Here is a 17,838-nt window from a genome sequence, read left to right as displayed (position 1 = left end):
TTCCTTCAATTTCTACCGAAGGCCTAAACAGTTGATTTGAGATAGGATATTCCCATTGCCATTACTCCGTAAATAGGTTCTTTCTTTGCTGTTTCCAATTGAACCAACGGGGTAAGTTCGATAAGTTTTTGGACTAACGTATCACCAACAAGGTCTTCGTTTTGCAAGACGCCACCCTGTAAGATTATTTTAAAAGGTTTATCTTCAAACTTCAATTGTTTTATTACTGCACGGACACAGAGAAATAATTCATGACCGGCAGCAGTAAGGATAGTTTCCGCTACGTTATCTCCCTCCAATGCGGCCAAGCTCACTAAACGAGAGAGTTCGCTTAATTTCTCCACAGAATAATCAGAACTATATATCCAATTAAATAATTCTTCCTCATTGTTCATACCCAAGTGGGGAAATATCCACTCCCCCATTCTTGTGGCTTCACTTCTTCCGTCATATGCCTTAAGGATAGCCATCACCGCTTGCTTGCCTATCCAATAGCCGCTTCCCTCATCACCGACCCGATGTCCCCATCCACCAGATCTCGTTGTTTCACCCTGCCCATTGATGCCGAACACGATAGACCCAGTTCCGGCAATGACGAGTATACCGGGTTCTCCAGCAGTTGCCCCTAATAATGCGGCAAATCCGTCATTATCCACAACTAAATGCTGCACTTGAATATGCAAGTACTCTAGAACCTCGCTCACCAAGCCCATAATAATTTGCCGATCATAAGCAGTATCCAATCCCGCAAGACCAAACACGGCGCACTCAATTTCAATGTTCGAATACTTCGTGAAATCTTCAGAATCTCGCCCTAAATCCACAATCGCCTCTTGAATTCCATGAATTAATTCCCTTACAGCTGCGTCCCTGCCAATTCCTTGATAGTTACATGAACCGCCTTTTCCTTGCCCTAGCATATTGCCCTCTAAATCCATGAATACAGCAAAGCATTTGGTGCCTCCACCATCAATTGCAAGTAAAGGAATTTTAAGGGTTTCCATCAGACATCGCCCCACTCATGAATCACTTTATCTAAATGTTCAAGAGCATGTTGATTCTTCTCACGAGCTTTTTGCAGCCATTGAAGATGAGACGCTCGCTGTTTATTCCGGTCTTCAATCATTCGCTTCATTTCTATAGGACTCGGCCCCCCAGGTAAAGAACGAATCGTAACAAAATGAACAGGATCCAGTGCCTTACGAAGCATATCCTCCTGTAAAGTTACATCCCGTGCAATAACTTGCTGAGCAATTTCATTAACTAAAGGCAAGGTAATCTCATTGGCAGACAGTCCTTCGGAAATCGCCTTTTTGACAACCCCACTGACAATATGATGTGCCTTTCTAAAAGATAAATCATCCGTTCTTACTAATGTATCCGCAAGCTCCGTAATGGTTGCAAAGCTTTTCTTTGTACGCTCGAGGAGAGCTTCTTTGTTTACTTCCATCGTTCCGATGACCGCAGCTAACAGACGATACATTTTATCCATAATTTCCATACTCTTCCATGCATACGGCTGCATATCGTCTTCGGTATCTACAATATCCCCAAATGGCGTATTATGGATCATCGTCAAAACAGTGTTGGTATTTCCTACGCAGCTAGATAATAACGCACGCATATGCTCTAATGAAACAGGGTTCCTTTTTTGAGGCATAATAGAGCTGATCTGAACGTAAGGAGCTGCTACCTTTAATACAGCAAATTCTTGCGTACACCATAATAAAAAATCCTGTACAACCCGTCCTAAATTAATGGCAGACAGTTGAATAGTCGTAGCCACTTCACCCAGATAATCGGCTCCCCCTATCGCATCATACGAATTCTCGATAAGCTCATCAAATGCCAACAACTCCATCATTTTTTCACGGCTAACGGCAAAACCCGATGTCGTCAGCGCCGCAGCGCCCATGCTGCTTCGATTACAATTATTGTAGGCCGCTATCATACGTCGAATATCCCTATTTAAGGAGTCTACTACTGCCATTATATAATGAGCCATTGTCGTAGGCTGGGCTTGTTGCGTATGGGTATATCCAATCATCAACGTCTCCACATGATCCTCAGCAAACAATAGCAGGTGTTCCTTTAAATAAAGGGCAGACGAAAGAGTAGTTAATAGCTTCTCTCTCAATACCATCCGATAGATAGAAATCCCCATGTCATTTCGGCTTCTAGCCAGATGTAAATTACCGGCAACATCACCTGCAAGTTCTAGCATATGATGTTCTACTTGAAAGAATAGGTCCTCAAATTGTCCTGTATAGCTGGAACTACGCAAATCCTCCAGATTTATCCCTAGGATCGCTTTAGCTATTTGCTTGGCATCCTCTTCAGTTATTAAACCTTGTTCCACCAGCATGATTAAATGAGCCTTATTGATTGCCATCATAGGGCCTAATAAATGTTCCTTCGCCTCATTGAATGCGGGCTCCAATACGACTTCTGTGTAGGTTTTGCCGGGAAAGGAGGTTCCTTCCGAACTCATCAAATTTTCACGATATCCCATGCTGTCTATCATCCTCTCCGTTTTTCCCTTTTCTCATTTCAAGCCAATTTTTTATTAAAAGATTCATATTTTTTACGGCTTCTTCCACAATGAAATGCCCCGCCTCCAGAGAAGTCTGCTGAATCCTCCCTGTATAGCCATCCCAATTGTCCGGCGTCCCTTCCACCAATACATAAGGCAAGGAAGATAAAGGAGGGCATGATTCTAACTCCAAATCTGATTCCTGTACGGAAACCAATTCTGGACAAAAGGCTTTTACGGCAGACATTTCGTAGGGACCACCGTGCCCTCTCCCCGTTGTTCCTTGAAAAATACCCACTTGCTCCGAAAATTGAATGGTTGCCATCTGCCACCAATTGATTAAAAGAAAGCTTGCATCTCTATATTTGCCAGTAACCGCCTCTGCAACCGTTCGGGAAGGACCTATATTGGCATCATGGGCATTTAACAAAACGATATTCCGTATACCCAACTGACAAATCCCCTCTACGATGTCTGACAAATAGTCAATAAAGACAGATGGACGAACAGAAACCGTACCTGAATAGTCTTGGGTTTTTCCGGGACAAGCAGTGAACGCAATTGTAGGATATATTAAGGGCCTGAGTACAGGATCAATCCGTTCTGCAAAACCATTTGCCAAAATAACATCCGTCCCCAATGGGGAGTGTGGACCGTGGTATTCCACAGAACCTAAAGGAACCACCGCAAATTGAATCTCACCCACAAGCTTGTCGATATCTCGCCCGTGAACGTTTATTACATTCATACCCTAAATCCCCCATCTAGGTAAATTTAGAGGACCCTTAGAGGGTCCTCTAAAAGACTTGGCTACTGCTTTTGACTAATCATATTGACGAACAACCTGATGGAGCCAGGAACAAGATTTGGAATTTCGCGATACCAAACCAACGAACTGTAGGTATATATTCCTTTACCATAAGGTGCTGTTAAGAAAGTACCTGTAAATTCTTTTTCACCTGGATCACCGTTAGAAATAAGTTCTGTATACTCCTTGCCCCATTGGGCAGGATTGTACGCAGAGCGGTCTTGAATCCAGCCATCCCAATCTTCAGCCGTAATCTTGTTAGGGTAATTGAACATAGGACTATCTGGAGCCAACACGGTGACTTTTGAATTTTCATCCGTTACACGCCATTTAATGAGCGGTTCTCCAATCTTGATAGGGAATGGAGCCAGATTCGGAGTCCACTTGTCTTCCGGCTTGTGATATTGAACTACAAGGTTCCCGCCATTTTCTACATAGTTAAGCAATCTTTGGTTGCTTGGGATTAACTCCGGACGGAAAGCATAAGCGCGTATACCGAGCACAATAGTATCGTATTGGGATAAATCTCCAAATTGTATATCTTTTGCTTCCAGTTTAACAACATCAATGCCCAATTGACGTAAATACTGATCAATGTTGTCAAATCCACTGGAAACATAACCCACTTTCAGGTTTTTAGGAATAGTTAGATCGAAAGCCTGGATTTTGAGTTCCGCAGGTTGAATCAGGTATGTTTTTCCGATGTGCGGATATTCAATGACTTGAGCTCCTTCAGTGCTTACGATATCCCCGTTCTTAGCTACCGCCGATACCGTGTATTTACCTACCGCTACTTTCGAAGAGGCTTTTACCGAGAACGATACAGACTTTGTCTCGCCCTTAGATGCGAAGCTTAACTCTTCTACTGCAGGCTCAACCGACCATCCTTCCGGTACATTCAATGAAATCGACGCTTTAGATGCATCCGGTGTATAATTGCGAACCGTCACCTTCACCGGAACGGGTTCATCGCTTTTCAATGTATTCAATACGGTTGCGCTCGGACTTAAGGACATCGAATACGCAGGAAGAATTGCAACCGCCGTTTGTGGGACTACTTTGAGCTTAGTTGACGTACCAAAAGCTTCGTATGTAACATTTGCACTTAGAATTGAAACATCATAAGGCTTAAACTCTGCTGCATTTTTAGGTATTGTCACATCATAAGTTGTCGAAACCGTCTGATTGTACCTTAATTGCTCAAAGCTTGTTGCACCCGTTGGTTTCGCCGTCCAGCCTTCTGGTACATTCAGATTCATATTTATTTTGTTCAATTCCACTGAACCACCGCTATAGGCAGTAACAACCACCTTCGTAGTCTGGCCCGCTACTAATTCACCAGTAGCAGGTTTAACTTTAGCAACTACAGAGGCAGCTTCCATACTGGCTTTATTCAGCTGCTCTTCTTTGACATGAAGGCGATATAAGAGGTCCTCTTTTGTTGCTTTTTGCAAATCAGATGCAGTTACATCCGTTAAAGCTGTTTGCAGATCTGCTTTCATTCCATGCACTCCACGTGCCACTTTAGCAAAATTAGGATATGCTGCAATCACTTCATCCGCATCTTTGTGAAGGGATCTTAAATCTTTAATAACTTTGTTATCCTTGCCCTTCGTTTCGACCTCTTTGGCCAAATCTTCGAACGAATAAGCTATGCCATCAAAGAAATCCTTTTCTTTATCCGCGGATTTGCAGTAGTAGCTGTTGCTCCCAGCTTGTAGTAGCTGCCTGAAGGACCTTCATCAACAAGCCTCCCCATACCTTGGCTCTTATGCATAAACCGGGATTCTTCCCCAAGCTGCACGTAAGAAGCCCCATAGATTTCATCGTAATCGCCGGTAGGAACGAGAACATTGTAATCTTTATTGTCAGCCGGCAGATACAGCTTCTTTACTTGCCAAGGCTGCAGATCCTTTTTGAGATGTTCAGGAAATATATTCGGATCGGCCGCGTCCTTAAACGCGCGAACGGTAATGACGTTGATGGCTCTATGATGCCCGTGCGTAGATTCCTCGTTTAAGAATGCAGGAATGATGACGTCGGGACGCATTTCACGTATTTTACGAATTAATCTTTCGTATACGACGGAATCCCCCCACTTTGTCAATGTTTCATCTGGACTTTTGGAAAATCCGAAGTCAAAAATTGCGTCATCGATTTTTTCACTCAGCATGCCTAAAGTAACATTGGTAATTTTCGAGGCTTCTTGCAATTCGCGAGTTCTGATCATCCCTAAGGCGTTCCCCAATTCGCTGCCAATTTCATTTTGCCCGCCTTCCCCACGATTAGCAATAACGCTGAAGGTATTGACACCTTTTCCTAAGGAAAGATAGGCCAGAGTTGCACTGTGCTCGTCATCCGGGTGGGCCCCTGTATTCATGGCGCTTGCAATAGTTGTTAGCGGTTTGATCGACTTCCACAGATCAACAATTCCTCGATCTGCATAGACAGGCTTGGCTGCTATCATAGGAAATACTAAAGTTCCTGTCATTGCCACACTCAGGGCAACCTTAAACCATTTGGGGGTCGATATCCTTGTTTCCATCTAACTCCTCCTCTAGTCAACCAAATGTTATTCATCTGCAGGAAATGGCCATTTCCCGCTTATATCATGACGTGGATGTGAACTCCTTAGCTTTACTTATAAAGCAAGCTGCCTAGGATAGCTCTTAGGATGTTCCCACGATATGACCAACATTTTACAATGCTGTACCGGCCTTATCACCCGTGATTTTTCTGGAGATGAATAGAACAATGATGATGAGGGTAATTTGCAATACACCATATGCACAGGCTGTGCCAAACTCAAAGGAATACATTCGCTGAAATATTTCAACCGAAATGGGTGTGGTTTTCCTTGTGAATAAGAGAATTGAGGCGACAAATTCGCCAATGCCTTGAACAAAGGCCAGCAACGCCCCAGCTAGAATTCCGCTTAAGGCCATCGGAAACACAATCCGGCGGAAGCTATACCACCACGAAGCACCCAAGTTACGTGCCGCTTCTTCCACTGAGCTATCCATTTGCATCAAAGTAGCTGACGTGGAACGAAACACTAAGGGCAAATGACGAACGAAATAGGCAAGCGGCAGCATCCAGAAACTGCCTATTAATACTTGGTTAAAGGTGAATACTGTGGGCTCACTGAATGCGGTGATCAAGTTCACGCCCACCACTGTTCCCGGCAAAGCCCACGGGAGCATAATTAACACATCCAGCACTGATTTGCCTTTAAATTTCATCCTCACCATGGCATAAGCGGCAGCCACACCAAAGATAATATTTCCAAACGTTGCGATTGAGCTCATTTTAAAGCTGTTGGCAATCGGACGCCAGGTCTTACTGTCGGTAAACAACTCCACATAGTGCTTAAATGTATATTCCGGTGGAAGAATCTGCGTTGTCCAGGTTCCGTCCGTTGAGAAAGATATTAGAACCAAAACTAGAATAGGCAGCAGCAGAATTACAACACCAAGGAAAGAGAGAACCATTGCTGCGTATTTACCTAACGCGCTTTTCACTTCAGTTCGGTGAACACTTACCCCTTTACTCAAGTTCTGATAATTGCGCAACCCTTGATACCAACGCATAACCATTAAAAAAACGATGGAGACCACCGACAAAATAGTCGATTGCGAAGCAGCCATGTCTAAATTTCCATTCGTTCTAGATAAGTAAATTTGCATCGTCATCGTACGCTCAATTCCAAAAATAAGCGGGGCGGTATAAGATGCCATTGAAACCATAAATACGAGCAAGGATGAAGCAACCATAGCAGGTGTCAGCATCGGCAGAATAACTCGCCGCCAGACATACAAACGTCCTGCCCCAAGACTCGCAGCGGCTTCCTCTAACGAAGGGTCAAGTCCTTTGATGGCTGATGAAGCTGTCATATAGAAATAAGTGTACATCGTGAAGGTGTGGACCATGAGAACGCCCCAAATACCTTTGAGGGAAAAAGGAACATGATCCAGATCTAACAACAGTTTTAAGGACCGAGGAATAATTCCACTCTCCCCATACAAAAAGGTAAAGGATAGCACGCCAACCAAAGGGGGAAGCGCCATGGGAACCATCACTAGAACGGTAAGCACCTTACGTCCTGGAAACTCATAGCGTTCCAGCAAGAAAGCCATCGTGACACCTACGATTGCACAAGTAATTACACTCAGAATGGATATATAAATACTGGTCCACAAGGCTTCCAGATTGGATGTGTGTTCCAAACTAAAAAATCTAGCGTAATTTTTCAAGGAGAAATGCTCTTCCACCTGTATACTTTGAACAAAGGTCTGGAATAAGGGATAAACCACATAAGCCAAAAGCACCAGAAATAAAGGAGCTACCAAAACGTAGACGAAATTTCGTGATCTCGTTATAGCAGTCCAACGATGAATAGGCTCGGTTGACGGTGATTTCACAATTGGTTTCACGTTCGTCCTCCCACCTATTCTATGAAATAGATGCTTTCTTTCGGAATAAAAAAGGAGATCTCTTCTCCGCCATGGCGAACTTGATGCCCTTGATTAACAAACATGGCTTTAAGTTGAACAGGACCAATTTGAGTTATGTAATTTACACTTACTCCAGTAAATTCAGAAATCGCGACTTTCCCTTTCACAACATTTTGCTGATTTTGTTCATCAGAACGTACTTCAACGACCGATTCTGGACGAATAGAGGCAGTGATACGTACACCTTCTACTATTGTACATGTAGGTGATGCATGGTCGATCCGACCACGTAATAACAAATCGGGCGCAAAACGCACAAGGACTTCGTGACCTTCGATTCGTTCCACTATTCCATCCCATAAATTGGATTCACCTATAAACGATGCGACAAAACTATTCACCGGTTTATTATATATTTGTTCTGGACTTCCTATTTGTTGGACAACTCCGCCCTGCATAACCATGATTCGGTCAGACATCGACATCGCCTCAGACTGATCGTGGGTTACATAGATCGTTGTTATTCCAAGTTCCAGTTGAAGTCTCTTAATTTCCAATCTCGTTTCTTCTCTTAACTTAGCGTCTAAATTCGATAAAGGTTCATCTAGCAGTAGAATTTGCGGCTCAATAACGAGAGCTCTAGCCAATGCAACCCGCTGTTGCTGGCCGCCTGATAATTGATCGATCCTACGATTTCCATATCCCTCTAAGCGCACTTGTTTTTGCGCACGCTCAACCCTTTCAACCATTTCCGGCTTTGAAACTTTTCTCACCTGAAGACCAAAAGCAATGTTTTCGAATACAGTCAGATGGGGAAATAATGCATAGTTCTGAAACACCATTCCGGTATTACGCTTATTGGGGGGCAAATTTGTTACATCCTTATTGCCAAATAGAATACGTCCAGCACTAGGAAAATAAAAACCTGCTATCATACGAAGTGTTGTCGTCTTTCCACACCCGCTGGGCCCCAAAAAAGTAAAAAATTCGCCAGGTTTAATCTGAATATGAACGTCTGAAACTCCCTTAACGTTTCCAAACTGTTTACTAACATTATCCAATGTTACATCAATCAAGCACGCTTCCCCCCCTCATGAATGACCCGGCGGAGGAGTCCCTCCGCCAGGATGTTAATTATTTGGAGCCTTTCCCTTTAATGCTTTCATCCCAATACTGCATCCATTCTTTCTCTTTATCCGCCATTACTGTCCAATCAATTTTCATTGGCTTTAACTCTAATCCCTTTAACCAAGCAGGAAGTGTAGTTATATCCGTACGGGTAGGAATTTGGAACAATTTCTCCGCCAATTCTGTACGCAGGTTGCTCTCAAAGAGGAATTCATAGAATTTCTTAGCTGCATCCATGTTTTTAGCGCCTTTGACAACACCCACGCCGTCCACCAGAATAGGAGCGCCACTAGTAGGATAAATAAAGTCAAACGGTTGTTTCTGCAATTCCTTTTGAATCATGATGTCCTGTAAATTCCAAAGCGACAGCGTACCTTCTTCACGTGCTAATTTAAGATACAAGTTAGTTGGATCCTGTGCATATTCCTTCGTATTAGCGTCTAGCTTTTTCAACCAATCATAGCCCTTCTTGGGATCAGCACCGTCTTGGCGGAATATCATCGACGAATAAATCGTTCTCATAGTTCCTGAAGCTAATACACCTCGGATAATAATTTTCCCTTTATACTTGGGATCCAATAGATCGTCCCAATCCTTAGGTGCATCTTCTTTCTTCATCACTTTAGAATTGTACATGATGACTTCCGGCAGAAGCATTTCGCCATACCAGCGGTCCTGGGCATCTTTATAAAGAGCAGGCACTTTATCGGCAAAGCTAGGTTTTACACTTTCTAAAAGACCTTCATTGGCCGCCGTCATAAGTCCCGATTGGGTTCCTCCCCACCAAAAGTCGGCTTGAGCGTTCGCTTTTTCACCACGTACCCGCTCTAAAATTTGTTGGGCCCCCATAGTAAGAACCTCAGCTTCGACCTCCGGGTGTTTCGCCTTAAACTTAGGCATAATTTCATCCACCACATTCTTATCCCTTGCCGTGTAAATGACGAGCTTTTGTTTCTCTGCAGGTTTCTCAGTAGGTTTCGGAGATTCAACTGCCGGCTTTACCGAAGCAGGATTCTGAGTGCTACTGGGGGTCGAGCCACCACAAGCTGTTACTGCCAATGCCACGGTACTAAGAACCAAACCTGTCATCCATGCTGAACTCTTTTTTGATAATTTCTTCATATCTTAACTCCTCCTTTTTAATTTCACCTCTGGATTAAGCGTTGATGGCAGCGCTTCCAATACACTATGAATTGCACCTATGATCCCAGCATGATCTCCTAAACTGGCCGTCTTAAGCTGAGGAACAAAAGGAACCAACTCGGTTAGCATTTGATGAATCGTCTGGACTCCGTTAGCACCGATATGTATCATTTCTCCACTAAGAATGAATAAGCCAGGATCCATCACACTTACTATGTTGGCAATTCCATATGCCCAATGTTTGTAAATATCATCGAGAAGCGACTGCGCCTCGACAATCCCTTGATTTGCTTGCGTTACGATCTGTTTAATAACGCTAGTGTCTTCTTCCATAGACTTAAGGAGCAATTTCGCTTTCTCTCGGATTGCCGTTACAGAGTAATTGTTTTCAAATGCTCCATACTCCCCTTGGGCTCGATTTCGAATAGGCCCAATTGTCATATAACCGATTTCCCCACTAGCTTCCCTAACTCCCCGGTATAACTGCCCATCTATTACAATTCCAGCACCAATACCAGTGCCCACATACATATAAACCAAATTAGAAAAGCTTTTGCCTACTCCTTTATGGAATTCACCAAGAGTCATTAAATTGACATCATTATCTATAATTACGGGTAAACCTAAGCGGTCTTCAATTTCCTTCTGCACAGGCAAGCCCATCCATCCTGTACTAGGTGAATAACTTACCGTACCCTCTCTACGCTGTGTAATCCCAGGTAAACCCAAACCGATTCCGAGCAGCCTGCTTTTATTAAATCCGCTTTGTGTCAACAACGCCGCAAGCCCTCTCTCGACAATTTCGATGGCTTCTTGGCCATCCTTCTGATGAGATAAAAGAGTCTTGTATTGAAATAACACTTCACCTTTTAGATCAGCAATTGCTAATTGTAAGGTACTCCCTTCGAACACGGCACCAACCACACCATAAGCTTGGAAGTTGTATTCCAATAAGATTGGCTTTCTGCCGCCTTTAGACTCCCCCACTCCAACTTCACGAATTATTCCTTCTTGAATCATTTCATCAACTAATGAGGAAACACAAGGTCGACTTAACTCAGTCAATTTTGCCAAGTCTGCTCTAGACATCCCCGTTCTCTCTTTCAATTGATGAAGTATGCCTTCACGGTTAATTTGTTTAACCAACTTGGTATTGCCTGTTTGACCGCGCCCTATCAATTGGATATTTCACCCCCTTAATTAGTTAAAATGATTAACAAAGTCATGTTACTTGAATTATAAGTTAAACGCTTACATGGTGTCAACCAGTATTTTCCTATACGTCCCAAGCCCATAAAGATCAATGGTTTGTGGTGCTGCATAGCCTCGATTCCCTTCAACGTCTGTTCTGCAGTGCGAAACGTTTTGAAACCAAGCATCGGTTTTGTGATTTTCTTTATGAACCGATGATCTTGTTCTACTATGTTGTTTAGGTATTTTGTCTGTCTTATCAAAGTTTCTTTTGGCAGGGTTTTTTCATTATTAATTCTTGTATGGCTGGTGGATATTCCGGGTTTTTATCCAAAGTGATCACACGTGGTATTTGATTATGTGGCGAGGCCAAAGCTTTTGTAAAGAAGCGCTTAGCTACCGGCATATCTCGATTTTCAGATAACATAAAATCAATCGTTTTCCCTATAGAATCAACCGCTCTATATAAATACTTCCATTGACCTTTGACTTTGATGTACGTTTTGTCGGTTCTGTACGAATCATTTGTGGGTTTTAAATAGGGGCGGATTCGTTTGTCTATTTCGGGCCCAAACTCATGAACCCATCTCATGATCGTCGTATGGGAAATCTCTATTCCCCGCTCGCTCATCATTTCTACGATGTCTCGTCTCGATAGCTTAAACTATATTTTAAATACCATCTCACTGTGAGTAAAATGACTGCTGATTCATACTGCTTCCATTTAAATAAATCCAAGTTGGCTTCCATAGTAAGCTGCTCCATCCCATGACTTCATTATCAGTTACGTTATCATGAATTAGAGCTTTGCACCACAACCCAATGACGGTTCTCCTGGCAACAAAGATCAAAGAGACCACTCTCGCAACCATTCAGGAGGGTGGTCTCTTTCATGCAATTATTATACTAGATTCCAGTACATAACAGTATTAGCTACAGAAATCATTGTGAATAAAATAGTATTTAAAAATGCAGCAAGCCATACGTTGTTTGTCTTCTCAAATACCTTGCGGGCATATATCGCCGCCAAAATCAGACACGGAATCAATGCGAAAAGCAGGATACCATTCAGCGACTGCCCTGGGTAAAGGGCAACACCAGACATAAAATCTTTGCCATACTGGGCTACTAACCACAAGATAAGTCCACCGACATTCAGAATAATTGACAGAACGTACCCGCCTTTTTGCCCACGTGTATTCGCATTCAGTGCCACAGTACTGATAAAATAATAGATCAGGAAGAACGGAATGTACCGCAATGCAGTAATCACATGCTCCATATCAAAGGTACGTACCGCAAGAACCCAAATACGGAAGTCTGTGCCAAAAACTGACTGTACAGCGAACAGAATGAGATAACCGACGACCACTGCAGCAATCGCTGTACAAAGACTAGAGACAATGGTCACAGCGTTCAGGCTGATGCCATAGTGACTGAATTTCGTACCTGCATCCTTTTTAGAGAAGTAATGAAAAGCATATGTCACGAATACAGTGATCAATGCCGAAACGATGGCCCAATAAAGGATCTGATTCGTTGTAGGCTCATTAAAGAAATGACTGAGCGGGAAAAAATAAGTGGCATTTTTAAAAATCAACCAGAGCACTAGGGCAACTAACGCCAACAACGTACTGCCTGTGCCGATATTCTTCATTTTTACGCTTACCTCCGCATTTGCCTTATTGGCTTTCGCAGCAATGAAGCCGATTATAGCTGCGGCCACGAACAAAACCAGCAAAGTGATGGCAATAGTGCTAAGAACGTTCAGACCACCGGCCTTTTTATCCATAAGTGTCGGGAATAGTATGGCAGGGATTAGCGTACTGAACAATATGGCTATCAAGTAGACCGTTTTCTGCTTGCCAGTTGAGGGTGCAGATACGGTCGCAATAGATTCCGTCACAGCCCTTTTCAAGAAGGGGACCTTGAGTAACAGACTGATCAGTGGAACAATCATAAGAAAGAAGCCGATTAAGGCGATGAAGTTGAAAGCTTCCTTCAGCCACCAGATTTGACTACCTGAACCAAAATCCACTTGGGCCTGGTTAGGAGAAGTTACTCCTTTAAAAGCATAAGCATAAAAATCAATCAAATCTGCTGTAGTCGTTGTGGAAATGTGGTTCCAAGGATGGGTCTCATTAGGCGTGAATATAACACGCTCGCCAGTCTGAAATGGGCGAACCACCTTGTCTTCCAAACGCAATTCGCCGGTTTTCACTTGATAGAACTTGCCGGCCTCCCCTGCTTGAACATCTGCCGATAAGCCAAGGAACGACTTGCCTGATAAAGTGGACACGAAATCCTTGCTTGTAACTGAGCCCAGTACTTTCTTCTCTGCAGCGCTTTTCTCCGCGTCCGACTTATTGAAGAAGAACTCATCATATTTTCCAGCAACCATCCCTACCTTACGGTTACCAAATGCTGCTTGCAATTGATCCTGAGGAACAATTGCAGAAGAGATGGAGTAATCTGCCCCCACTGGAATCCCTGCATAGATCATCCGATTGCCGGTTTTCAAGGAATTTAGCTCGTCATAATACATGGCCATTATGGAAGAAAACCCGCCCATAGAGTGACCGCTTACAGCAACATATGCGTTGCCTTTATCATCCTTCTTGGTGTAATTCTGCTGGTAAATATACTTCGCAGCGTCAAATTGGGAATAGAGCCAGAAGGTGAAGAAAATATCCTTCACTGGTGTTTTGATATTCCAACGGGAATCTCCATGATCGTACTGATCTAGATCTAGGACGATGTAGCCCCGTCTAGACATTTCGATGGCGGGAGCATCTTGCATTTCTTTCGTATTCAAATAACCATGCGTTGTAATGATGACCGGACGCGGATCATTCGCTCCCGCTCCCTTGGGCATGTACAGAAGCCCTGATAGTGTGCCATGATCAGCCTTAAAATTAATTTTATTCACATTCACCGAGTAAAACGATGTGTTAAACATTTGCGCAAAAAAGCTGCCGATTATAATGAGTACCAAAGATAAGGCTAGCAAACCTTTCGGCTTTTTCAAGAATGAATAAATTTTTGTCATATCGGTCTCCTTTAAATAGATTTTCATTAAATGATAACGCTATCAATTATTTACAATGCGTCGTCAAGAGAACCAACGCTATGTTTGCTGGCTAACGCTATTCTTTTTTACTTCATTGCATTTGAAACTCATTGAAGTCAACATCCCTAGCATAACTCCCTGCATTTGGATAACCCAGTGACTCCTAGCGGTGCCTGTACGTCCCACTTTCGTCTTATCTTTTGACTTCTAGACACTGTCAAATAGCCGCACCCCTCGCGAAATCTGCTTTGAAATCCCCCCTTCCAAGACGCTTTTCGACCAGGATTTTATATATTGCTCGGAACTCCGTCCTTTTCCTGCTGATGCTCCAGCAATAATTATGAACCATTATTGTTTTTGTTACTCCGCGGTGACCTCTTCGCCATGCGCAAGCATCTCACCAAATCGCTGCATCCAGTATACCTAGGCCGACATCTCCCGTATGGGTTCGCTAATGAACTATACCTATGCTCCTGATCAGGTTTTCTTTATTTTCGATGATATCTTTCCTCTTGATAATTTTATATCTATTTTGAAACTCCAGTTCCTGATGGGCCATCATTATTTCGCTGTAATCCTCAATAACAATTTTGATCATTGAATTATGATCATCTTCATTTACGTTGCCTCCCAGCTTGCTTAATAGTCTTGCTATTTTTAGCTTTAGCAATGGCATTCTCAAGAGCCTTTTGGGAAATGTCACCGAAGTTCGTGAAAGTTGGATGCACGCCTAAGAAAGCGCTCTCACATTCAAAAACAATAAAAAACAAATACCACCTTGTTCGTCTAAACTATTATTACCAACCCATCTACATTAAAAAAGACACAGCAATCATTCAACTGCACGAATCGTGCAATCAAACGTTGCGGTGTCTCCTAATCTCCAACCGTGTATTAACTTTTTTTTATCATAACACATTCGATTTTCTTTTAATAGTCCCTTTTTTCGGTTGTGGTGCAAAGCTCTGATTCCTGATAACATCATTGAAATGAAGTTATGGGATGGAGCAACTTACTTTGGAAGCGAAATTGAATTTATTTAAATCTTATCTCTTCGCCCCTACCGCTTTGCTTTATAAAACTCATGATACAGCTTCATGAGTGCCCACTTCTCAATCCTCGACACATAGCTGCGACTAATCCCCAGCTCCTTCGCAATTTCCCGCTGCGTCCGTTCTTCCCCGCCTAGTTCGAGTCCAAATCGCCCAACCACAACTTCCTTCTCCCGATCATCCAATATCTCCAAATTTTTATATATCTTTGATTTCTCTATTTTCAGCTGTACAGCATCTACCACATCATCCGCCTCGCTGCCGAGGATATCGATCAACGTGATCTCATTACCCTCTTTGTCCGTTCCGATGGGATCATGGAGGGACACATCTTTCCTCGTTTTCTTCAGCGAACGCAGGTGCATCAAGATCTCATTCTCGATACAGCGTGCCGCGAATATCGCAAGCTTCGTACCTTTGTTCGGGGAAAACGACTCAATCGCCTTGATCAGTCCGATTGTCCCGATCGAGATCAAATCCTCTAAATCTTCACCTGTGTTGTCGAATTTTTTGAGGTTGTGAACTCAAAGCAACGTAAAATTCCTTCCTCAACTGCCGGATGCCTTTGCAGCTTAGAATTGGAAGCTCAATGTAGTTGTGAATTTCTGCAACATTAGTTTGCTTTTTAATTGTGCAAAATCAGTGGTTGATGCTTTTAGGATTCGATGAAATTGATGCAGCACCATGCTCCCATTACTTTTACTTCTTACTTATTGTGAGAAAACCTCTATCAAGGCCATTCAATAATGAGCGACCGCGTTTAGAGGTTGGTTTTATCGCCAATCAGAAAGCGGTTTTCGGGAGCCGAAAACTTATACTTTCTGATGTGGTAAAAAAGACGCTCACCCTGAGAATGAACGCCATTGGACCAAATTGGTTTCAGTTGCTTTTGGCGACATGGATGCTTAATTAAGCATCAGCAGCACAACGGAAACCTATATTTCCCGCAGAACTATCAGGTGTATTTTTACTCCGTGCCGCCACACGATATCGATTGCAATAGGAGGCATGGCACAAGTACGAACCTCCCCTTAGAACCCTGTTGTCTCCAGATGGAGGGCCAGTGGGGTTATCCTTTGCGCCATTGATATGATAGGTAGGGCTAAACCAATCCGAGCACCATTCCCACACATTACCAGCTACATTGTAAAGGCCGTATCCATTTGGTTCAAAGGATTTGGCAGGCGCCGTACCTGCATACCCATCGCTAGCATGATTTTTCTCTGGGAACTTTCCTTGCCAAATATTGCACATATGCCGTCCATCCGGCTTCAATATATCACCCCAAGGGTATCTCTTCTGCACCAGTCCGCCGCGTGCAGCAAACTCCCATTCAGCCTCTGTTAATAGCCTTTTTCCAGCCCATCGGCAATACGCAACTGCATCATTCCAAGATACATGGATGACCGGATGGTCCATCCTATCTTGGATCCCAGAATCTGGACCCTCGGGATGAAGCCAGTCAGCACCATGAACCACCCACCACCATGGTGTTTGTTGGGCCGAATCTTTCACTTGCAACGTAGTTGCTTCAGAAACAAAAAGATGAAAAACATAGGACCACCCAAAGGTTTCAGCTTCGGTTTGAAAGCCTGTATCCTCAACAAATCTCTTGAATTCTGCATTCGTTAACGTCGTAGCATCGATGTAAAATGGGTTAACAGAAATTTCTCTGACAGGCCCCTCACCATCAGATAGGAATCCTTCTTGATCGTCAGTCCCCATTAAAAACTTCCCACCTGGTATATAAATCATACTCATTGTTTGGCAATTAGACTTTGTTTGAGCCTGTGTATGATCCATTAAACGCTTTGGACTTACGTCAGTTTGATGAATTGCTCTCCGACTTGCTGAGCAGCATGATGGATTATTGGTATCTATTGAAGACCGCCCCTTTACTTTTATGTAAACGTAATTAACTGAACAAAGCAATACCGACTAGGCCTGATAGTACGATAGCCGTTAACGGGTATAATTTGTGTTTCATTACTGCAAGGAAAACCCCTGAAGCCATTACTGCTATACTCACATTTTTCCAAGTAAATAAACTTTCAGCTTGGTCCTTGAAACCAAAATGTATCGCTGCATAAATAATCAAACCCGTCACGACAGGCTTCAGCCCATAGAATATGGAGCGAACCTGTTTATTCTGATCCATGTGGTAGAAGAATGATGCAATAATGATAATGATGAGAAGTGATGGTAGAATGATGCCAATTGTTGAAACCGTCGCTCCAATAATTCCCGCTGTTTCATACCCGATTAATGTTGCTGTATTTGTAGCAATGGGTCCTGGGGCCATTCCTGCCAAAGCAACTGAATTCGTGAATTGCTCATCTACAAGCCACCCATGAGCCTCAACTTCATGCCCAATGACTGGAATCATCGCATATCCGCCGCCAAATGACATAAATCCAATTTTAAAAAAAGTCAGGAATAATTCCCATAACATGCCCCCG

At 43.1% G+C, this 17,838-nt stretch carries 11 protein-coding genes and 3 pseudogenes; all 14 read right to left on the bottom strand.

Annotated features, from left to right (window positions below; all coding sequences use genetic code 11):
- Window positions 1–23 precede the first annotated feature (23 nt).
- The 14 genes and pseudogenes from FU659_RS11145 to FU659_RS11075 all read right to left on the bottom strand — a co-directional run bounded on the left by FU659_RS11145 (window position 24) and on the right by FU659_RS11075 (window position 17,831).
- The gene (locus tag FU659_RS11145; RefSeq protein WP_147947642.1) at window positions 24–1,004 is read right to left on the bottom strand and encodes an N-acetylglucosamine kinase; all 981 of its coding nucleotides are present in this window, start codon (window positions 1,002–1,004) and stop codon (window positions 24–26) included.
- Window positions 1,004–2,512 carry an argininosuccinate lyase gene (gene argH / locus FU659_RS11140; RefSeq protein ID WP_147947641.1) on the bottom strand — a complete coding sequence of 503 codons (1,509 nt, stop codon included), beginning with the start codon at window positions 2,510–2,512 and terminating at the stop codon, window positions 1,004–1,006. Before argH ends, FU659_RS11145 begins: the two co-directional genes overlap by 1 nt.
- Window positions 2,499–3,281: a creatininase family protein gene (locus FU659_RS11135; RefSeq protein WP_147947640.1), complete on the bottom strand. Its 783-nt coding sequence runs from the start codon at window positions 3,279–3,281 to the stop codon at window positions 2,499–2,501. The genes argH and FU659_RS11135 overlap by 14 nt, the downstream gene beginning before the upstream one ends.
- Before the next feature lie 62 nt (window positions 3,282–3,343).
- A pseudogene (locus FU659_RS11130) lies at window positions 3,344–5,832 on the bottom strand (NEW3 domain-containing protein).
- A gap of 208 nt (window positions 5,833–6,040) precedes the next feature.
- Window positions 6,041–7,765, bottom strand: coding sequence for an ABC transporter permease (locus tag FU659_RS11125; RefSeq protein WP_147947679.1), 1,725 nt, complete (start codon window positions 7,763–7,765; stop codon window positions 6,041–6,043).
- 23 nt (window positions 7,766–7,788) lie between these two features.
- Window positions 7,789–8,871: an ABC transporter ATP-binding protein gene (locus FU659_RS11120; protein WP_147947639.1), complete on the bottom strand. Its 1,083-nt coding sequence runs from the start codon at window positions 8,869–8,871 to the stop codon at window positions 7,789–7,791.
- Window positions 8,872–8,929: 58 nt separating this feature from the next.
- The gene (locus FU659_RS11115) at window positions 8,930–10,045 is read right to left on the bottom strand and encodes an extracellular solute-binding protein (RefSeq protein ID WP_147947638.1); all 1,116 of its coding nucleotides are present in this window, start codon (window positions 10,043–10,045) and stop codon (window positions 8,930–8,932) included.
- Window positions 10,046–10,048: 3 nt separating this feature from the next.
- Entirely contained in the window at window positions 10,049–11,245 is a 1,197-nt protein-coding gene (locus FU659_RS11110; protein WP_147947637.1) for an ROK family transcriptional regulator, read from the bottom strand.
- A gap of 17 nt (window positions 11,246–11,262) precedes the next feature.
- Window positions 11,263–12,007: pseudogene (locus FU659_RS36320) on the bottom strand (IS6 family transposase).
- A 151-nt stretch (window positions 12,008–12,158) separates the two neighbouring features.
- Window positions 12,159–14,306 carry an alpha/beta hydrolase family protein gene (locus FU659_RS11095; RefSeq protein ID WP_147947635.1) on the bottom strand — a complete coding sequence of 716 codons (2,148 nt, stop codon included), beginning with the start codon at window positions 14,304–14,306 and terminating at the stop codon, window positions 12,159–12,161.
- A gap of 472 nt (window positions 14,307–14,778) precedes the next feature.
- Window positions 14,779–15,009 carry a hypothetical protein gene (locus tag FU659_RS11090; protein WP_222708527.1) on the bottom strand — a complete coding sequence of 77 codons (231 nt, stop codon included), beginning with the start codon at window positions 15,007–15,009 and terminating at the stop codon, window positions 14,779–14,781.
- 378 nt (window positions 15,010–15,387) lie between these two features.
- A pseudogene (sigK, locus tag FU659_RS11085) lies at window positions 15,388–15,900 on the bottom strand (RNA polymerase sporulation sigma factor SigK); the annotation flags it as partial.
- Between the two features lie 388 nt (window positions 15,901–16,288).
- Entirely contained in the window at window positions 16,289–17,260 is a 972-nt protein-coding gene (locus tag FU659_RS11080) for an SUMF1/EgtB/PvdO family nonheme iron enzyme (RefSeq protein WP_315971303.1), read from the bottom strand.
- 34 nt (window positions 17,261–17,294) lie between these two features.
- On the bottom strand, window positions 17,295–17,831 hold the full coding sequence (locus tag FU659_RS11075; RefSeq protein WP_147947632.1) for a chromate transporter: 537 nt from the start codon (window positions 17,829–17,831) through the stop codon (window positions 17,295–17,297).
- Between the last annotated feature and the right edge of the window lie 7 nt (window positions 17,832–17,838).

The sequence above is a fragment of the Paenibacillus sp. N3.4 genome (genome assembly GCF_008017805.1).
GTDB lineage: Bacteria > Bacillota > Bacilli > Paenibacillales > NBRC-103111 > Paenibacillus_E.
This window is presented reverse-complemented; position numbering and strand designations above follow the sequence as displayed.